Origin of the sequence: Yersinia fenwicki, from assembly GCF_043099325.1 — a bacterium.
Lineage (GTDB): Bacteria > Pseudomonadota > Gammaproteobacteria > Enterobacterales > Enterobacteriaceae > Yersinia.
This window is the reverse complement of record NZ_CP170755.1, coordinates 4,373,055-4,388,160: the sequence shown is the minus strand read 5'-3', so window position 1 is coordinate 4,388,160 and position 15,106 is coordinate 4,373,055. Positions and strand designations below refer to the sequence as shown.

Genomic DNA, 15,106 nt, shown 5'->3' with positions numbered 1-15,106 from the left:
TTTTTTCGTTACTGCATTTTCCGAGTTTTAACAGAGTAAACGATCACATAACCAGCACAACTCACTAGCATTTGTGCAAAACCCATTCAATTTAATCCTAATTTTATGCTGTTTACACCGCTTGTTTCTGCTTGTCTCAGTTGATTTGCAGCATAAAAATCCTGTTTAATGGCATGAAAAATAAAGTCTTATTAGAAAATCGCATCACTTTTGAGACTAAATCATTATTACTTATGAATAAAACGTTACGGCGCTATAAAACGTTAAGACCAACACAACAAGCACGTTCACAATGACAGATGGGGAATTCGCGGATGAAATTAACAAAAGGTAAAGTGTTCCTGGCTGGGTGTATAGCAATGGCGATGAGCCACTCTGTGCTGGCGAAAGACATTAAAGTTGCCATCGTTGGCGCGATGTCCGGCCCGGTTGCCCAATATGGTGACATGGAATTTACCGGTGCACGTCAGGCTATTGCTGATATCAATGCCAAAGGTGGAATTAAAGGCGATAAACTGGTCGGCGTGGAATACGATGATGCCTGCGACCCGAAGCAAGCCGTAGCTGTTGCTAACAAAGTGATTAACGATGGTATTCGTTATGTTATCGGCCACCTGTGCTCTTCTTCAACTCAGCCTGCTTCAGATATTTATGAAGATGAAGGCGTGATTATGATCACTCCTGCTGCGACCAATGCTGATCTAACCACTCGTGGTTACAAAATGATTATGCGAACCACCGGTCTGGACTCGGATCAAGGCCCAACTGCGGCTAAATATATTCTTGAAACCATCAAGCCAAAACGCATTGCTGTGGTACATGATAAGCAGCAATACGGTGAAGGTTTGGCGCGCTCTGTACGTGACAGTTTGAAAAAACAAGGTACAGAGCCTGTGCTATTTGAAGGCGTAACCGCAGGCGATAAAGATTTCTCTACCTTGGTAGCTCGCCTCAAGAAAGAGAACGTCGATTTTGTTTATTTCGGCGGTTACTATCCAGAGATGGGGCAAATCCTACGTCAGGCTAAGCAAGCTGGCCTGACAGCACGCTTTATGGGCCCAGAGGGTGTTGGTAACTCCTCACTGTCTAATATCGCAGGTGATGCTTCTGAAGGCATGCTGGTGACTTTGCCAAAACGTTATGATCAGGTTCCCGCTAACCAACCTATCGTTGATGCGCTGAAAGCGAAGAAACTAGATCCAACTGGCCCGTTCGTTTGGACAACCTATGCCGCACTGCAATCGCTGACCACTGCGATGGAGCGTAGTGGCAGCCAGGAACCTGCCGATTTGGTCAAAGATCTGAAAACCGGTAAGCCGGTGGAAACAGTGATGGGGCCGTTGAGCTGGGATGAAAAAGGCGATCTGAAAGGGTTTGAATTCGGTATTTTTGAATGGCATGCAGATGGTTCGTCTACCGCAGTAAAATAATATTAAAATCAATGAATTATAGGGTTGTTGTTGCAGCAATCCGGCCCCTTTTACCAACTGTATCCCCCCACGTTCCGGGGGGATTTTTCCTTACTGCGCACAGTAGATTAGGTGCAGTTGGCTAGGGCAGCCTGGCAAGTGAATCAAAGGGTTAGGGTATGTCAGAGCAGTTTCTTTATTTCCTGCAACAGATGTTCAACGGAGTGACGTTGGGCAGCACTTATGCGCTGATCGCCATTGGTTACACCATGGTGTATGGCATTATCGGCATGATCAACTTCGCTCACGGCGAAGTGTATATGATCAGCAGCTATGTCTCCTTTATTGTGATCGCCGCATTGATGATGGTGGGGATTGATGCAAGTTGGTTATTGATAGGTTCTGCTTTTCTCGTCTCAATTGTCATTGCCAGTACTTATGGTTGGAGTATTGAGCGGGTTGCGTATAAACCGGTTCGCAGCTCTAAGCGCTTGATCGCGCTGATCTCGGCGATCGGGATGTCTATCTTTCTGCAAAACTACGTCAGCCTTAACCAAGGTTCGCGAGATCTGGCGCTACCGAGTTTGGTGACCGGCCAGTGGACACTGGCAGAAGCCAATGGTTTTGCCGCAACCATTAGCACCATGCAATTGACCATTTGGATAGTGACCTTCTTGGCCATGTTGGCGCTGACACTCTTTATCCGCTACTCCCGCATGGGGCGCGCTTGTCGTGCCTGTGCCGAAGATTTAAAAATGGCCAGTTTGCTAGGCATTAATACTGACCGGGTTATCTCGCTGACTTTTGTTATCGGTGCGCTGATGGCAGCTGTCGCTGGGGTCTTGTTAGGGCAGTTTTATGGTGTCATTAACCCATACATCGGCTTTATGGCTGGCATGAAAGCGTTCACCGCCGCTGTACTCGGTGGTATCGGCAGTATTCCGGGCGCGATGATCGGTGGCTTGATTCTGGGGATCGCGGAAGCATTAACTTCTGCTTATCTCAGCACCGAATACAAAGATGCAGTTTCATTCGCACTGTTGATTGTTGTGCTGTTAGTGATGCCTACCGGGATCTTAGGCCGTCCGGAGGTTGAAAAAGTATGAAACAACTCAATTTCCTCAACGCCATTATTTCCAGTTTTGTTTTGCTCGTCCTCGCTTCGTTTGTGATGGGGTTGCAGTTGCAGCTAGACGGCACCAAACTCATCGTGCAAGGGGCGTCCGAAGTGCGCTGGCTGTGGATCGGAGCGGCTTGCATTGTGGTATTTTTCTTCCAATTGGTGCGCCCGTTCATCCAGCAAGGGATTAAAAAAGTCTCTGGCCCGGCATGGGTTTTGCCCAGCTTTGATGGCACCACCCCACGCCAGAAACTATTAGCGGCTGCGATTATTATCGCCGCAGTAGCCTGGCCATTTTTGGTTTCTCGAGGTTCCGTTGATATCGCGACCCTGACACTGATTTACGTCATGTTGGGTCTGGGATTAAACGTCGTGGTTGGTCTATCAGGCCTGTTGGTACTGGGTTATGGTGGTTTTTATGCTATCGGCGCTTATACCTATGCGCTGCTAAATCACTACTACGGTCTGGGTTTCTGGGAGAGTTTACCGCTGGCGGGGATTGTCGCGGCACTGTCGGGTTTCCTGTTGGGCTTCCCTGTTTTACGTCTACGAGGAGATTATTTAGCGATTGTGACATTGGGCTTCGGTGAGATTGTGCGTATTTTGCTGCTCAATAATACGGAAATTACTGGTGGGCCGAATGGGATTAGCCAAATTCCTAAACCGACGCTGTTTGGCCTGGAGTTCAGCCGCACGGCAAAAGACGGTGGCTGGGATACTTTCCATAACTTCTTTGGCCTGACTTATGACCCAAGCGACCGCATCATTTTCCTATATATGGTGGCGCTGTTGCTGGTGATCCTGACCTTGTTTGTGATTAACCGATTGCTGCGTATGCCGCTGGGGCGGGCTTGGGAGGCACTGCGCGAAGACGAAATTGCCTGTCGTTCATTAGGTTTAAGCCCAACAAAAATCAAGCTGACCGCATTCACCATCAGTGCTGCTTTTGCCGGTTTTGCAGGAACGTTATTTGCTGCTCGGCAGGGGTTTGTTAGCCCAGAGTCCTTCACCTTTGTAGAGTCGGCTTTTGTATTGGCGATTGTGGTACTAGGTGGGATGGGGTCGCAGTTCGCCGTTATTCTGGCGGCCATATTGCTGGTGGTGTCGCGCGAATTAATGCGCGATCTCAATGCGTACAGTATGTTGCTATTGGGTGCATTGATGGTCTTGATGATGATTTGGCGTCCACAGGGCTTATTACCGATGAAACGGCCTCAGTTGAAGCTGAAAGTCGCCGATATTAAAGCTAAACAGGGGGAGCAAGCATGAGTACGCAAGCTTTGTTAGCGGTTGAAGGGCTGTCGATGCGCTTTGGTGGGTTATTGGCAGTGAACAATGTTGGCTTGAATCTCAGTCAAGGGGAGATTGTCTCACTGATTGGCCCTAATGGCGCGGGTAAAACGACAATTTTTAACTGTCTGACCGGTTTCTATCGCCCGACGGGCGGCACAATTAAATTACGTGATCGCCATATCGAAGGGTTACCTGGGCAAGTTATCGCGCGTATGGGGGTGATTCGTACTTTCCAGCATGTGCGCTTGTTCCGCGAGATGACAGTGGTCGAGAACCTGTTGGTAGCACAGCATCAGCATCTTAAAAGTGGTGTGTTTGCCGGTTTGCTGAAAACGCCGGGCTTTCGGCGGGCAGAGGCCGATGCATTAGAACGAGCAGCAACCTGGCTAGAGCGTGTCGGATTGCTGGAACTGGCCAATCGGCAAGCAGGGAATCTGGCTTATGGTCAGCAACGGCGTTTGGAAATAGCCCGCTGCATGGTGACCCGGCCTGAGCTATTGATGCTAGATGAACCGGCTGCTGGCCTGAACCCGAAAGAAACTGATGAACTGAATCAGTTGATTATGGAATTACGCGACCAACACCAAGTCTCGGTCTTATTAATTGAACATGATATGAAACTGGTAATGGGGATTTCTGATCGTATTTATGTGGTGAATCAGGGAACGCCGTTGGCACAAGGTTCACCAATAGAAATTCGTAATAATCCAGATGTGATCCGAGCCTATTTGGGTGAATAACTTATTATTAGGCCAATAAAAACGGGCGAGGCATTAACCTAACATGTTGTCATTTAATCAAGTTTCAGCCCATTACGGCAAAATTCAGGCATTACATCAGGTTAGTTTGCACATCCAACAAGGTGAAATTGTCACATTGATTGGTGCTAATGGTGCGGGTAAAACCACTCTGTTGGGCACATTATGTGGCGAACCGCGAGCCACCGAAGGCAGTATTATTTTCGGCGAGCAGGATATTACCGATTGGCAGACGGCACGCATTATGCGGGAGGCGATTGCCATTGTGCCGGAAGGGCGCAGGGTGTTTTCTCGTATGACGGTGGAAGAGAACCTGGCGATGGGGGGATTTTTTGCTGATCGCCAGCAATATCAACAGCGTATCGAGCGGGTTTACGACTTATTCCCTCGGTTGTTCGAACGCCGCGTTCAACGTGCTGGCACCATGTCAGGTGGCGAACAACAAATGTTGGCAATTGGCCGTGCTTTGATGAGCCAGCCTAAATTATTGCTGCTGGATGAGCCATCTCTGGGGCTGGCACCGATTATTATTTTACAAATATTCGATACTATTCAACAATTAAGGGAAGAAGGGATGACTATCTTCTTGGTTGAGCAAAACGCGAATCAGGCACTCAAATTGGCTGACCGTGGTTATGTGCTGGAAAATGGTCGTATTGTTCTGGAGGATACGGGCGCAGCTTTACTGGCAAATGAAGCGGTACGTTCAGCTTATTTGGGTGGTTAGGTGTTCAACTATTTGGTGTTGTTATTTTTTAAGGCCCAAGTCTGGGCCTTATTAATTTCGTTATGCTAAAGGTGTGATAGTGAAATTCAGTATATCGCTATAGCTGCCTTTATCAGTGGTGTCAGTGCCGAAAAGTATTATATTAGGTTCCCAACACATTTTTGACCTTACCTGATTATTATCACTTTTCAACTGAATGTTTTTTTTGTCTTTGGGAAGTTCAAAATTTGCGCCAGCATTCTCATCACTGTTCAGCTCTACCTTGTAGTTAATAAAGTTATTCCCTTCTTGTTCTTTTAATTGAAAATGTTGATTGTTTGCTGCCAGTCCATTGATATTTGTGGCACTAATCCTATAACTATTATTTCGCGTTGCGATTGAGCGATAATTGAGACAAAAACGATTCTTTGCTGCATTGATAATTTGAGTGGGTAAACCACTATTGTTGACAGTATTATCGAGTAGTTCATCCAGATCGAGAGTTTTTAATTGCCAAACGGCTGAATCCATCCGAAATTTAGGCTCGATTTTCAGCGCTTCTGGGACGATATCTGCTTGAGGATCGAAGGCTGCACAACTCTTACCATCTGAGCTAAAAGAAACACCTTCTGCGGACAGCAATGAGTATGCTTGTCCATTATAACTAAATTCAGCACCCACCGTAGCCGCGATTCTAATATTTGCTAGAGTATTGGCGGCAATATTGAATGATGCAGTATAATAGTCGCTCGGAAATAGTGACTTACGATTAAACTGAATTTCCTGAATATTCTCCTTCGAACCTGAGGGGGTAATTCCATTGAGCGAAATATCGCTGATATTATTTAATTGAGTAACTAAATCTCGAGTGCCATCAGCGTGATAGAAATAGAGTGAGAGCAGTGCACGATTAGGATTGAATTTAATATGTTTGGTCTCACTTTGTGGGATTTTTAGGAATCTCGCTAATTCTTCCATATGGCGCGAATGTAACCATTCATAGATAGTAGGGGCCAGAGACATATTAAAAGAGACTTCTACGCTATTATCATCTAATAACTTTACTGAGCACCGCTCGTATTGCATCACGTAATTATATGTATAGATTGTACTTCCACTATTTGCAATTGCAGTTGAGAATTGCGCTAACAACAATAGTCCAATTATTAATTTCTTATAGTTAACATTCACTTGATTATCTCTCCATGACTGTCCGTTATTAATCTCAGCTATTTGTTTCAAACAATAATGTCAGCTGTCCGTGATATTTACCCGCTATGTCTGGCCCATTGGGTGCCTGAGCGGTAACTTGTAATAGATAATCCGTACTGGTCTGGTTTGATGTACTTTTTGCTACGTTAAAAGTTTCTGGATCTATTGATAGCAGGCGCATATTGGCACGATCCGTACCCCAGCGGATTTCAGCAGCAGAAAACTCTTGAACTGGGATGTACATAGCACCTGAATGACGGGCGAGTATCAGCGGTTGTTTGACTGAAATACGGTAGCTTTCTTGTCGACGCAGTTTTACAGTTATTGGCACCTCTGCCTGATAAAACGCAGGATTATCTGGGTCACTAGTGAGCTTTATACTGTTGTACCAATCCCCTTGTGGTTTTTCAATTTCAATTCTGGGTTGTGCTGTCACTTCTAATGTAATGTCAATTTCCCCCAGAGGAATAGCACCAGCTCTGGCCTGTAATGGAAGTAAGAGCAATATCAGCGCAATTTTTAGTGTGTTCATAGTGTTCCTTATTTTAGCCCGCAGGGCAGTGCAAGTTGAAAGTTTCATCCTCGACCATTCCCTTCACTTCACTGACCGCCAATTGCCGTTGCTTACCGGGATAAAGATTAAAATCGTCAATAACGTGCCCATGAGCGTCTAATTGATACCACTGCAGGCGGGTATTGCCGGTATTGTGTAATTCCACTGCATCCTTGATACAGTGGTGTGACCATTGGAGTTGTTGGGATGCCGGCAGGTGCCGGATCAACCCCATATAACTGAGTTGCACACCCAGTACGACACCATCCCCAGTCACTTTTCGGCTATTTACCGGTATAACCGCTAGTCGATAAACTTGTTCTTTATCCGGCGTGCTAAGCGCTTTAAGCCGTATTTTTCCACTCTGTTTCGGCCCAAGAGTCATTTTGGTTGGAGCTGCAAACAAGGCGGGTTGTAGTTGCTCGCCGACCGGAGTTAATGATTCCTGATCAGGTGGTTCACCGGGGTTATTGAGCTGATACAGTTGCACTGTGACGTATTCAACTTCAGCGCCATGATTAGTGACTGTGACCACCGCACTTTCCTGCTGCACTTCCTGTACATGTGGCTGAATATCAATGGCAGCAAAAGCACCAAGAGGCAGGGTGCTAGCCACAATGTACAGTAAAGGTTTCATTATCTGCCTCACCAGTAAGTTGTTTGGCTGACAAAGTGACTGGGGTACCAGGGTAGAGATTCAGGCTATCTGTCAGTTTTGGGTTATCACCCGATTTCAACTGCGTAAATTTGCTGTGAACGGTACCGGTAGAGTTGAGGATAATTGTGCCATCGGCTGAGCATTGATGTTGCCAGTGACGAGTTTGCGCTGCCAAAGAAGGAACATGATGAATGAGTACTCCATAGCCGATACTAAGAGTTACTGGCGTCTGGATTTTCTTATCATCCTCTCGATTATCGATCGCTTTAACATCAACTACCGGGTTGATATACAAGCGATAAAGTGTTTCTTGTGTGGGTACTTTCAAAGGCAATAACTTAATGTCGCGTTTTTGCTTTGGCCCTAAGGTAATGCGGTTAGGATTGAAAATCATTTCAGGTTGAGTGATATCGCTTATAAGTGTTTTCAGTTCTGGACTGACTCCTGGGTTATCAACGCGCTGTAATGTGATATCCAGATAAAGTGGCTTATCCCCGCTGTTATAAACCTGCACCGTGCGACGCTGATCCAATGCTTCTACCGTGGTGCGGGTGGGGATTGCCACTAATTGCGCATAAGCAGGTGCAATAGGGGTAACCAATAAGGTAATTGCGAAGAATAAGTAAGCGTATTTCATGACCATTCCTATTGATTTTAATCCAAATGACAGAGGTAAATGTGATTGTGTTGCTGGCGCATATCACAGCGGTAACGAACAGAAGCACTTTGAACCGTGATATTTTTTAGTATCACGCCCGATTGGATAGAAAACAGCCCATTGGGATAAGCGCTATCACCGGTTTCCTGAATAACCCCACTTACTGGTTGCCCCTCTGAGTCTTTTAGAAAACCGTTGTAAAGCAGATCTAAAGTGATGTTTGCTTTGCTGGAAAAGACCTGGCCCGGATGAGCGCGCACAATATTGACCGGCAACCGAATGTTCATATCCAGATCACTGCGGTTGCTATGGGTGCGGATGAACAAGCTGTCTTGGTAGCGGGGAATCGGGATTGCGTAGGTACCGCTGCCAGTTATTGGGTGGCCTTCTGCATTGAAGCTATATGGTGTACCCGCCAGATCTGGTGTTTCTATCAGTAGTGCCGTTCCACTGTAGCTACTGCGGCCTAGTGCAATACCTTGGGGGCCGATAGCTAGCATGCCGTTATAGCTGAAACCCCCATTGGCTATCTTATTATCAATACCAAAACGTGCAGAGACATCACCACGACTACCGCTGCGACTGGTAAAGCTGCCAATGCTATTGGTGTTCCCGCTAGTGCTGCCATCGACACCCAAAGTACTGATGCCGTAGTTATCACTAAATTCTTTCTGATAGCTGGCACTGGTTGTTAACTGTTGTCGGGCATAGGCGCTGTTAATGCTGGCACTACTTTTCAGGAACGACAGGGTGGTATTGAGGAATACACCGTAATTATTTTGGCTGTTCCATTGACCGCCCTTTTGCAAGCCGAGTGACAGAGCAATACCAAACTGTGGTCGCCGCCAGTTCCAACGGCTTTGAATACGATGTTGTCTGCTATTTTTATATTGATTAAATTGATAACTAAGTTGGGTTGGCCCAAAACTACGACTATAAGAGGCTGAGGTGCTTCCCGTGTTGGGTGCGTATATCGATACATCCGGTGTTTGATAACGAGCTACCGATGCATACCCCAGGTTAGAATTTCCACCCGTTAAGCGCAAATATCCCCCACTACGTTTTTCACCTGACATGAGCCCCAGTGTTGGGGTGATATTCACACGGGATATCTCCAAAGGGTGCGAAGCATTACCTTCGCTGGCCCAGTGGCTGGCGGTGTCTTTTAGCAGGGTGATATTAGTTTGCAGACTTTTCAGATTCATGCTGCGGCCAAATTGCATCAGATGAGGATGGTGATTATTACGCACAGCACCTTTACCAAGGGTTAGGAACCAGCCATTATTGGTCTGTGTACCAATATTACTGATGGTCTGACTTTCCTGATTGATGATCTTTCCTGTGCGATCGACTAAGCGAATCTCAACAGTGTAATAACCACCGGGGAGCTGGCTGTAATCAATTTCGTTGCGGCCCAGTTGTGCTGGGATACGGCGGATCAGTTGAGCATCGCGGTAAATTTCAAAGTCGCCATCGCTGGTGGCATATAGCACTAGACTGCCTGCCGAGGGTTTATCAATGGCTAAATAGCTTTGGCTACCCAGTGTAACGAATTGGTCTAAGGGCGGGTTAATTAGGGTATGAATACTCCCCGCACTGTTATCGAGGTTATTTTGCCGGCCAGCACGCAAATAATGGGCCTGAAAGTTCTTTTGCAGATACCAGCTACCGATGCCCATCTGGGTTTGTTGCTGATATTGCGGTTGATTTATGGATACGTAATTATTCTTGGTACGAGTGGTGTTGTAAAACCAATGGGCAAAGCCAAATGATTGCCATGGCAAACCAATATACCCTTGCCCACGTGCAGAAATAGCTCGGTAATTTTTTGCTGTCATACGCAGGTCAAAGGATTGATTATGTACCAGCCCCCAAGTAGTGACTGGCATAAGATAGCGGTTGCTGTTATTGGATATGGTAACAACATGATTGACTTTATCTACGGTGACGCGGTGATCCGATAAGATATAGTCACAACCATTTTTGCATTGCAAATACGGGATTTGCGGTAAAATATCGACTAATAACGCAATCGATGATTCATCAATGTGGTTATCGCGATATTGTTGTTGGTCAAAACTTAATTGTTGTTTCTTTTCTGAGAAGAACAGCGGACTGGGTAGGGATTTTCCATCTAATATGCCCAATAATTGTCGTGTGTTATGTTCTTCTGCGGCAGAAAAACCAGTAGGAACTAAATATTCAATAGTGATATCTTCAGTGCTGGATGAGTTAAATGAAATAATCGATAAAGCAAGTACGCTAGCCTTGTTAATTTTGGGCGTTTTTTCATAGGATTCCATTCCTTACTGCATATATGGCAGCATGCTCTTCCCAATAAATAGATTTATATTAGTGGTTGTGGTAACGCTATTTTATATATGTATTTAGTTGAAAGCAGCATGCAGCCAGGAGTTCACCCCTGACTGTATGTATTCAATATAAGAAAGCTATAAAGTTTTACTTAACTACGCATCTTCTTCGATCTTTAATTTTATAGTACCAATATATGTACCTGGAGTCGCATTTTTAGGTTCTTTGGCGCTCATTATCAGTTCAAGACTTACCTCGCCATTAGCTAAATCAAAAAATTGATTTATAGGCCGCAAGGCTCCAAGAAGATTGGCGGGGGACTGCAATGTTTTTCCACCCATTGAGATTGAGTGATCGGTAAATTTATCATTCCCATTAGCCAGAGAAAAACCCTCTAAAAGCGCAACCTTGACCTTATTAGCGCCACCATTTGCTTTTATTTTAATTTGCTCTTTGTGAGTATAAGTACCGTCCATACTATTTACATCGTATTTAAGATCAATGTCATTTATTTCACCACCAAGAGCTTTACCCATGCTTAGTTTAGATTGAACTTCTGCTTTAATATCAATGTTTTTATCTAAGGATTCCGCATTAACACTGCCACTGGCTAATATCGCCATGGTCATAATTGAAAATAATGTTTTTTTCATTGTAAATATCCGATGGTTTATTATATAAAATCCTTATCCATAAATGGAAAGGTATCAATGGTAAGAGTGGCTTACATGTGTATTCGGCAATGATAACGAGGGCGTTAAATAGTTGCGTTAATGCACTCATTCGTAAGCCGGAAAGAACACTAACATTTTAAATAGCATTACTTCAAGTAAGAGTTAGTCCTATTTTATTTGGCTTTAATTATTCCATTTCTTAATGTGATAAATAATGAATCATTATGTTTTATATATATCATTAATGGTTTGTTGATGTTTAAGGTGAATTAATTTTGAGATTATTTTTTATGTTGAGTTTGTTTTTTAAGGAAATAAATAGTCACTATTGACTAATAATCGTTATTTAAATGGTTAACTTGTCTGACACATATTTGACCTGGTGCTTTCATTGTTCTGTCACTTTTTTGTCATATAAAGGTTATATTTCCGTCATGAAAAGGTGTCATGTTTGCTTCCGAACAAAAACTGATTTATTTCGCTCATCCGCGTCATTCATTGTGATGGGCTATACAGATTTATTCAGGGGCCAGATATGTTTAACAGTGCTATTCGTAAAACGTCGATTTGTGTCGCGCTGACCTTGGCATTCAGTGCCAATGCGATGGCGGTAACTGAAATTCCTTTCTGGCACTCAATGGAAGGGGAGTTAGGTGTAGAAGTTAACTCGTTAGCGGATCGCTTTAACCAGTCGCATAGCGATTATAAAATTGTGCCGGTCTATAAAGGCAACTACGAACAAAGTCTGGCGGCGGGGATTGCTGCTTTCCGTTCAGGGAAAGCGCCAGCTATTCTACAGGTTTATGAAGTTGGCACCGCCACCATGATGGCGAGTAAGGCGATTAAGCCGGTATTCCAAGTATTTAAAGATGCCAATATTACTTTTGATGAATCAGTCTTCGTCCCGACGGTTGCGGGTTATTACACTGATGCTAAAACTGGCCACTTATTATCTCAGCCATTTAACAGCTCCACCCCGGTGTTGTATTACAACAAAGATGCGTTCAAAAAAGCGGGTTTGAATCCAGATCAACCGCCTAAAACGTGGCAAGAATTGGCCGAAGATACCGCTAAATTACGTGCCGCGGGATCAAGTTGTGGTTATGCCAGTGGCTGGCAGGGGTGGATTCAAATTGAAAACTTCAGCGCCTGGCATGGCCAGCCAATTGCCAGCCGTAATAATGGTTTTGATGGCACCGATGCGGTATTGGAATTCAACAAGCCTTTGCAGGTTAAACATATTCAATTGCTGTCTGATATGAACAAGAAAGGTGATTTCACCTATTTTGGTCGCAAAGATGAATCGACTGCGAAGTTCTATAATGGCGATTGTGCTATTACCACTGCCTCTTCCGGGTCACTTGCGGATATTCGCCATTACGCCAAATTTAATTACGGTGTTGGCATGATGCCTTATGACGCCGATGCCCAAAATGCCCCACAAAACGCCATTATTGGTGGTGCCAGCCTATGGGTTATGGATGGTAAAGACAAAGATACTTATAAGGGCGTAGCTGAATTCCTACAATTCCTGACCCAGCCGGAAATTGCCGCTGAATGGCACCAGAAGACAGGCTACTTGCCTATCACTACTGCCGCTTATGAACTGACCAAGCAACAGGGCTTCTATGACAAGAATCCAGGTGCTGATGTTGCCACTCGCCAAATGCTGAATAAGCCGCCATTGCCGTATACCAAGGGCTTGCGTCTGGGCAATATGCCACAGATTCGCACGGTGGTAGACGAAGAACTGGAAGGTGTCTGGACTGGCAAGAAAACGCCACAGCAAGCATTAGATACCGCTGTGTCACGAGGTGATGTGTTGCTGCGTCGTTTCGAGCAAACTAACAAGTAATATTATTTGGGTACTTTACCGGCCAGTTTGAGCCAGCGATTTCCGCACTCAAACTGGCTGTACCAGTAACGCCAAATAGTCTTTTACTGTATTGAATCTGGATGTGATGTTTTCGATAGGCGCTTTAGTGCTAATCGCCCTCGTCCGATAAACGGTTAATTATATGTCATCTTCCCGTCCCGGTTTTTCCTGTAGTTGGTTACCTTACCTGCTGGTATTACCGCAACTGGCTATTACCGCCGTTTTCTTCCTGTGGCCCGCCGGTGAAGCATTGTGGTATTCGGTACAAATGCTCGATCCATTCGGCCTTTCCAACGAATTTGTTGGACTGAGTAACTTTATTGCGTTATTTCACGATGAATACTATTTAGCTTCATTTTACACCACACTGATTTTCAGCTCGCTGGTGGCGGGAATCGGCCTGGTGGTGTCGCTATTTCTGGCCGCGATGGTGGATTATGTACTGCGCGGCAGCCGTATCTATCAAACTTTAATGATTCTGCCTTATGCCGTAGCCCCTGCCGTGGCGGCAGTGTTGTGGATCTTTTTGTTCAATCCCGGCCTGGGGCTGATCACTCATTTTTTGGCCGCACTCGGCTACAACTGGAATCACGCCCAAAATAGTGGGCAGGCGATGTTTCTGGTGGTATTGGCGTCGGTGTGGAAGCAAATCAGTTATAACTTCTTATTTTTCCTTGCGGCACTGCAATCTATCCCGCGTTCATTAGTTGAAGCCGCAGCCATTGACGGAGCCGGGCCAGTGCGCCGCTTCTTCAATTTGGTCTTGCCGTTGATTTCACCGGTGAGCTTCTTCCTACTGGTGGTGAATCTGGTCTATGCCTTCTTCGATACTTTCCCGGTAATTGATGCCGCAACAGGCGGTGGCCCTATGCAGGCGACTACTACCCTGATTTATAAAATTTACCGCGAAGGTTTTGCCGGATTGGATTTATCCAGTTCAGCTGCTCAGTCGGTTGTTCTGATGTTACTGGTGATTGGCCTGACGGTTATCCAGTTCCGCTTTGTTGAGCGTAAGGTGCGTTACCAATGATTGAGAATCGCCGTGGGCTGGATATCTTTTGCCACGTCATGCTAATTATCGGCGTGTTGTTGATTCTGTTCCCGCTGTACGTGGCTTTTGTGGCGGCATCTCTGGATGACACCCAGGTGTTTCAGGTGCCAATGACGCTGATCCCAGGGCCACATTTATGGCAGAACATCAGCCATATTTGGCATGCTGGTGTGGGCAATAACAGCGCACCTTTTGGCTTGATGCTGTTTAATAGCTTTGTGATGGCATTTGCAATCACCGTCGGCAAAATCACGGTATCGATGCTGTCTGCGTATGCCATTGTTTATTTCCGCTTCCCACTACGTAACCTGTTTTTCTGGCTAATTTTTCTCACTCTAATGCTGCCGGTTGAAGTGCGAATTTTCCCGACGATTCAGGTTATTGTCAATCTGAATATGTTAGATAGCTACACCGGTCTGACTCTGCCGCTGATGGCGTCTGCGACCGCCACCTTCTTGTTCCGCCAGTTCTTTATGACCTTGCCCGATGAGCTATTGGAAGCTGCGCGTATTGATGGGGCGGGCGCTATGCGCTTTTTCTGGGATATCGTTTTACCGCTATCGAAAACCAATTTGGCAGCGCTGTTTGTTATCACTTTTATCTATGGTTGGAACCAATATCTCTGGCCAATCCTGATTACCAGCGATGCTTCTATGGGTACAGCGGTCGCGGGAATCAGAAGCATGATTTCCAGCTCGGGTGCTCCAACTCAGTGGAATCAGGTGATGGCAGCAATGATTTTGACTTTAATTCCACCGGTCGCGGTGGTCCTTCTGATGCAGCGTTGGTTTGTACGCGGCCTGGTAGACAGTGAGAAGTAATCTG

General features: G+C 45.5%; 14 protein-coding genes. 8 read left to right on the top strand and 6 right to left on the bottom strand.

The annotated features are described in order from the left end of the window. The first annotated feature begins 314 nt into the window (after positions 1-314). The 5 genes from ACF3VQ_RS19870 to livF all read left to right on the top strand — a co-directional run bounded on the left by ACF3VQ_RS19870 (position 315) and on the right by livF (position 5,307). Entirely contained in the window at positions 315-1,430 is a 1,116-nt protein-coding gene (locus tag ACF3VQ_RS19870) for a branched-chain amino acid ABC transporter substrate-binding protein (RefSeq protein ID WP_392432668.1), read from the top strand. Positions 1,431-1,588: 158 nt separating this feature from the next. Next, positions 1,589-2,515: a high-affinity branched-chain amino acid ABC transporter permease LivH gene (livH, locus tag ACF3VQ_RS19865; RefSeq protein ID WP_174848153.1), complete on the top strand. Its 927-nt coding sequence runs from the start codon at positions 1,589-1,591 to the stop codon at positions 2,513-2,515. Beyond that, positions 2,512-3,798: a high-affinity branched-chain amino acid ABC transporter permease LivM gene (locus ACF3VQ_RS19860; protein WP_392432667.1), complete on the top strand. Its 1,287-nt coding sequence runs from the start codon at positions 2,512-2,514 to the stop codon at positions 3,796-3,798. Before livH ends, ACF3VQ_RS19860 begins: the two co-directional genes overlap by 4 nt. After that, complete coding sequence (gene livG / locus ACF3VQ_RS19855) at positions 3,795-4,562, top strand: high-affinity branched-chain amino acid ABC transporter ATP-binding protein LivG (RefSeq protein ID WP_392432666.1); 768 nt, start codon at positions 3,795-3,797, stop codon at positions 4,560-4,562. Before ACF3VQ_RS19860 ends, livG begins: the two co-directional genes overlap by 4 nt. Positions 4,563-4,605: 43 nt before the next feature. Next, positions 4,606-5,307, top strand: a complete 702-nt coding sequence (gene livF / locus ACF3VQ_RS19850; RefSeq protein ID WP_392432665.1) for a high-affinity branched-chain amino acid ABC transporter ATP-binding protein LivF — start codon at positions 4,606-4,608, stop codon at positions 5,305-5,307. A gap of 60 nt (positions 5,308-5,367) precedes the next feature. Here the strand turns inward: livF and ACF3VQ_RS19845 are convergent, their stop codons facing one another. The 6 genes from ACF3VQ_RS19845 to ACF3VQ_RS19820 all read right to left on the bottom strand — a co-directional run bounded on the left by ACF3VQ_RS19845 (position 5,368) and on the right by ACF3VQ_RS19820 (position 11,333). Next, on the bottom strand, positions 5,368-6,477 hold the full coding sequence (locus tag ACF3VQ_RS19845; RefSeq protein ID WP_392432664.1) for a hypothetical protein: 1,110 nt from the start codon (positions 6,475-6,477) through the stop codon (positions 5,368-5,370). Positions 6,478-6,511: 34 nt separating this feature from the next. Further along, complete coding sequence (locus tag ACF3VQ_RS19840; RefSeq protein WP_392432663.1) at positions 6,512-7,030, bottom strand: fimbrial protein; 519 nt, start codon at positions 7,028-7,030, stop codon at positions 6,512-6,514. Between the two features lie 13 nt (positions 7,031-7,043). Beyond that, positions 7,044-7,688 carry a hypothetical protein gene (locus ACF3VQ_RS19835; RefSeq protein ID WP_392432662.1) on the bottom strand — a complete coding sequence of 215 codons (645 nt, stop codon included), beginning with the start codon at positions 7,686-7,688 and terminating at the stop codon, positions 7,044-7,046. Then, positions 7,660-8,346, bottom strand: coding sequence for a pilus assembly protein (locus ACF3VQ_RS19830; protein WP_392432661.1), 687 nt, complete (start codon positions 8,344-8,346; stop codon positions 7,660-7,662). The genes ACF3VQ_RS19835 and ACF3VQ_RS19830 overlap by 29 nt, the downstream gene beginning before the upstream one ends. 17 nt (positions 8,347-8,363) lie before the next feature. Continuing rightward, positions 8,364-10,670 carry a TcfC E-set like domain-containing protein gene (locus ACF3VQ_RS19825; RefSeq protein ID WP_392432660.1) on the bottom strand — a complete coding sequence of 769 codons (2,307 nt, stop codon included), beginning with the start codon at positions 10,668-10,670 and terminating at the stop codon, positions 8,364-8,366. A 165-nt stretch (positions 10,671-10,835) separates the two neighbouring features. Next, positions 10,836-11,333 carry a CS1 type fimbrial major subunit gene (locus tag ACF3VQ_RS19820; protein WP_392432659.1) on the bottom strand — a complete coding sequence of 166 codons (498 nt, stop codon included), beginning with the start codon at positions 11,331-11,333 and terminating at the stop codon, positions 10,836-10,838. A 556-nt stretch (positions 11,334-11,889) separates the two neighbouring features. Between ACF3VQ_RS19820 and ugpB the strand changes: the two genes are divergently transcribed. The 3 genes from ugpB to ugpE all read left to right on the top strand — a co-directional run bounded on the left by ugpB (position 11,890) and on the right by ugpE (position 15,102). Further along, the gene (gene ugpB, locus ACF3VQ_RS19815; protein WP_392432658.1) at positions 11,890-13,209 is read left to right on the top strand and encodes a sn-glycerol-3-phosphate ABC transporter substrate-binding protein UgpB; all 1,320 of its coding nucleotides are present in this window, start codon (positions 11,890-11,892) and stop codon (positions 13,207-13,209) included. A 163-nt stretch (positions 13,210-13,372) separates the two neighbouring features. Then, positions 13,373-14,260, top strand: a complete 888-nt coding sequence (gene ugpA, locus ACF3VQ_RS19810; protein WP_392432657.1) for a sn-glycerol-3-phosphate ABC transporter permease UgpA — start codon at positions 13,373-13,375, stop codon at positions 14,258-14,260. Beyond that, positions 14,257-15,102, top strand: coding sequence for a sn-glycerol-3-phosphate ABC transporter permease UgpE (ugpE, locus tag ACF3VQ_RS19805; protein WP_392432656.1), 846 nt, complete (start codon positions 14,257-14,259; stop codon positions 15,100-15,102). The genes ugpA and ugpE overlap by 4 nt, the downstream gene beginning before the upstream one ends. Positions 15,103-15,106 lie beyond the last annotated feature (4 nt).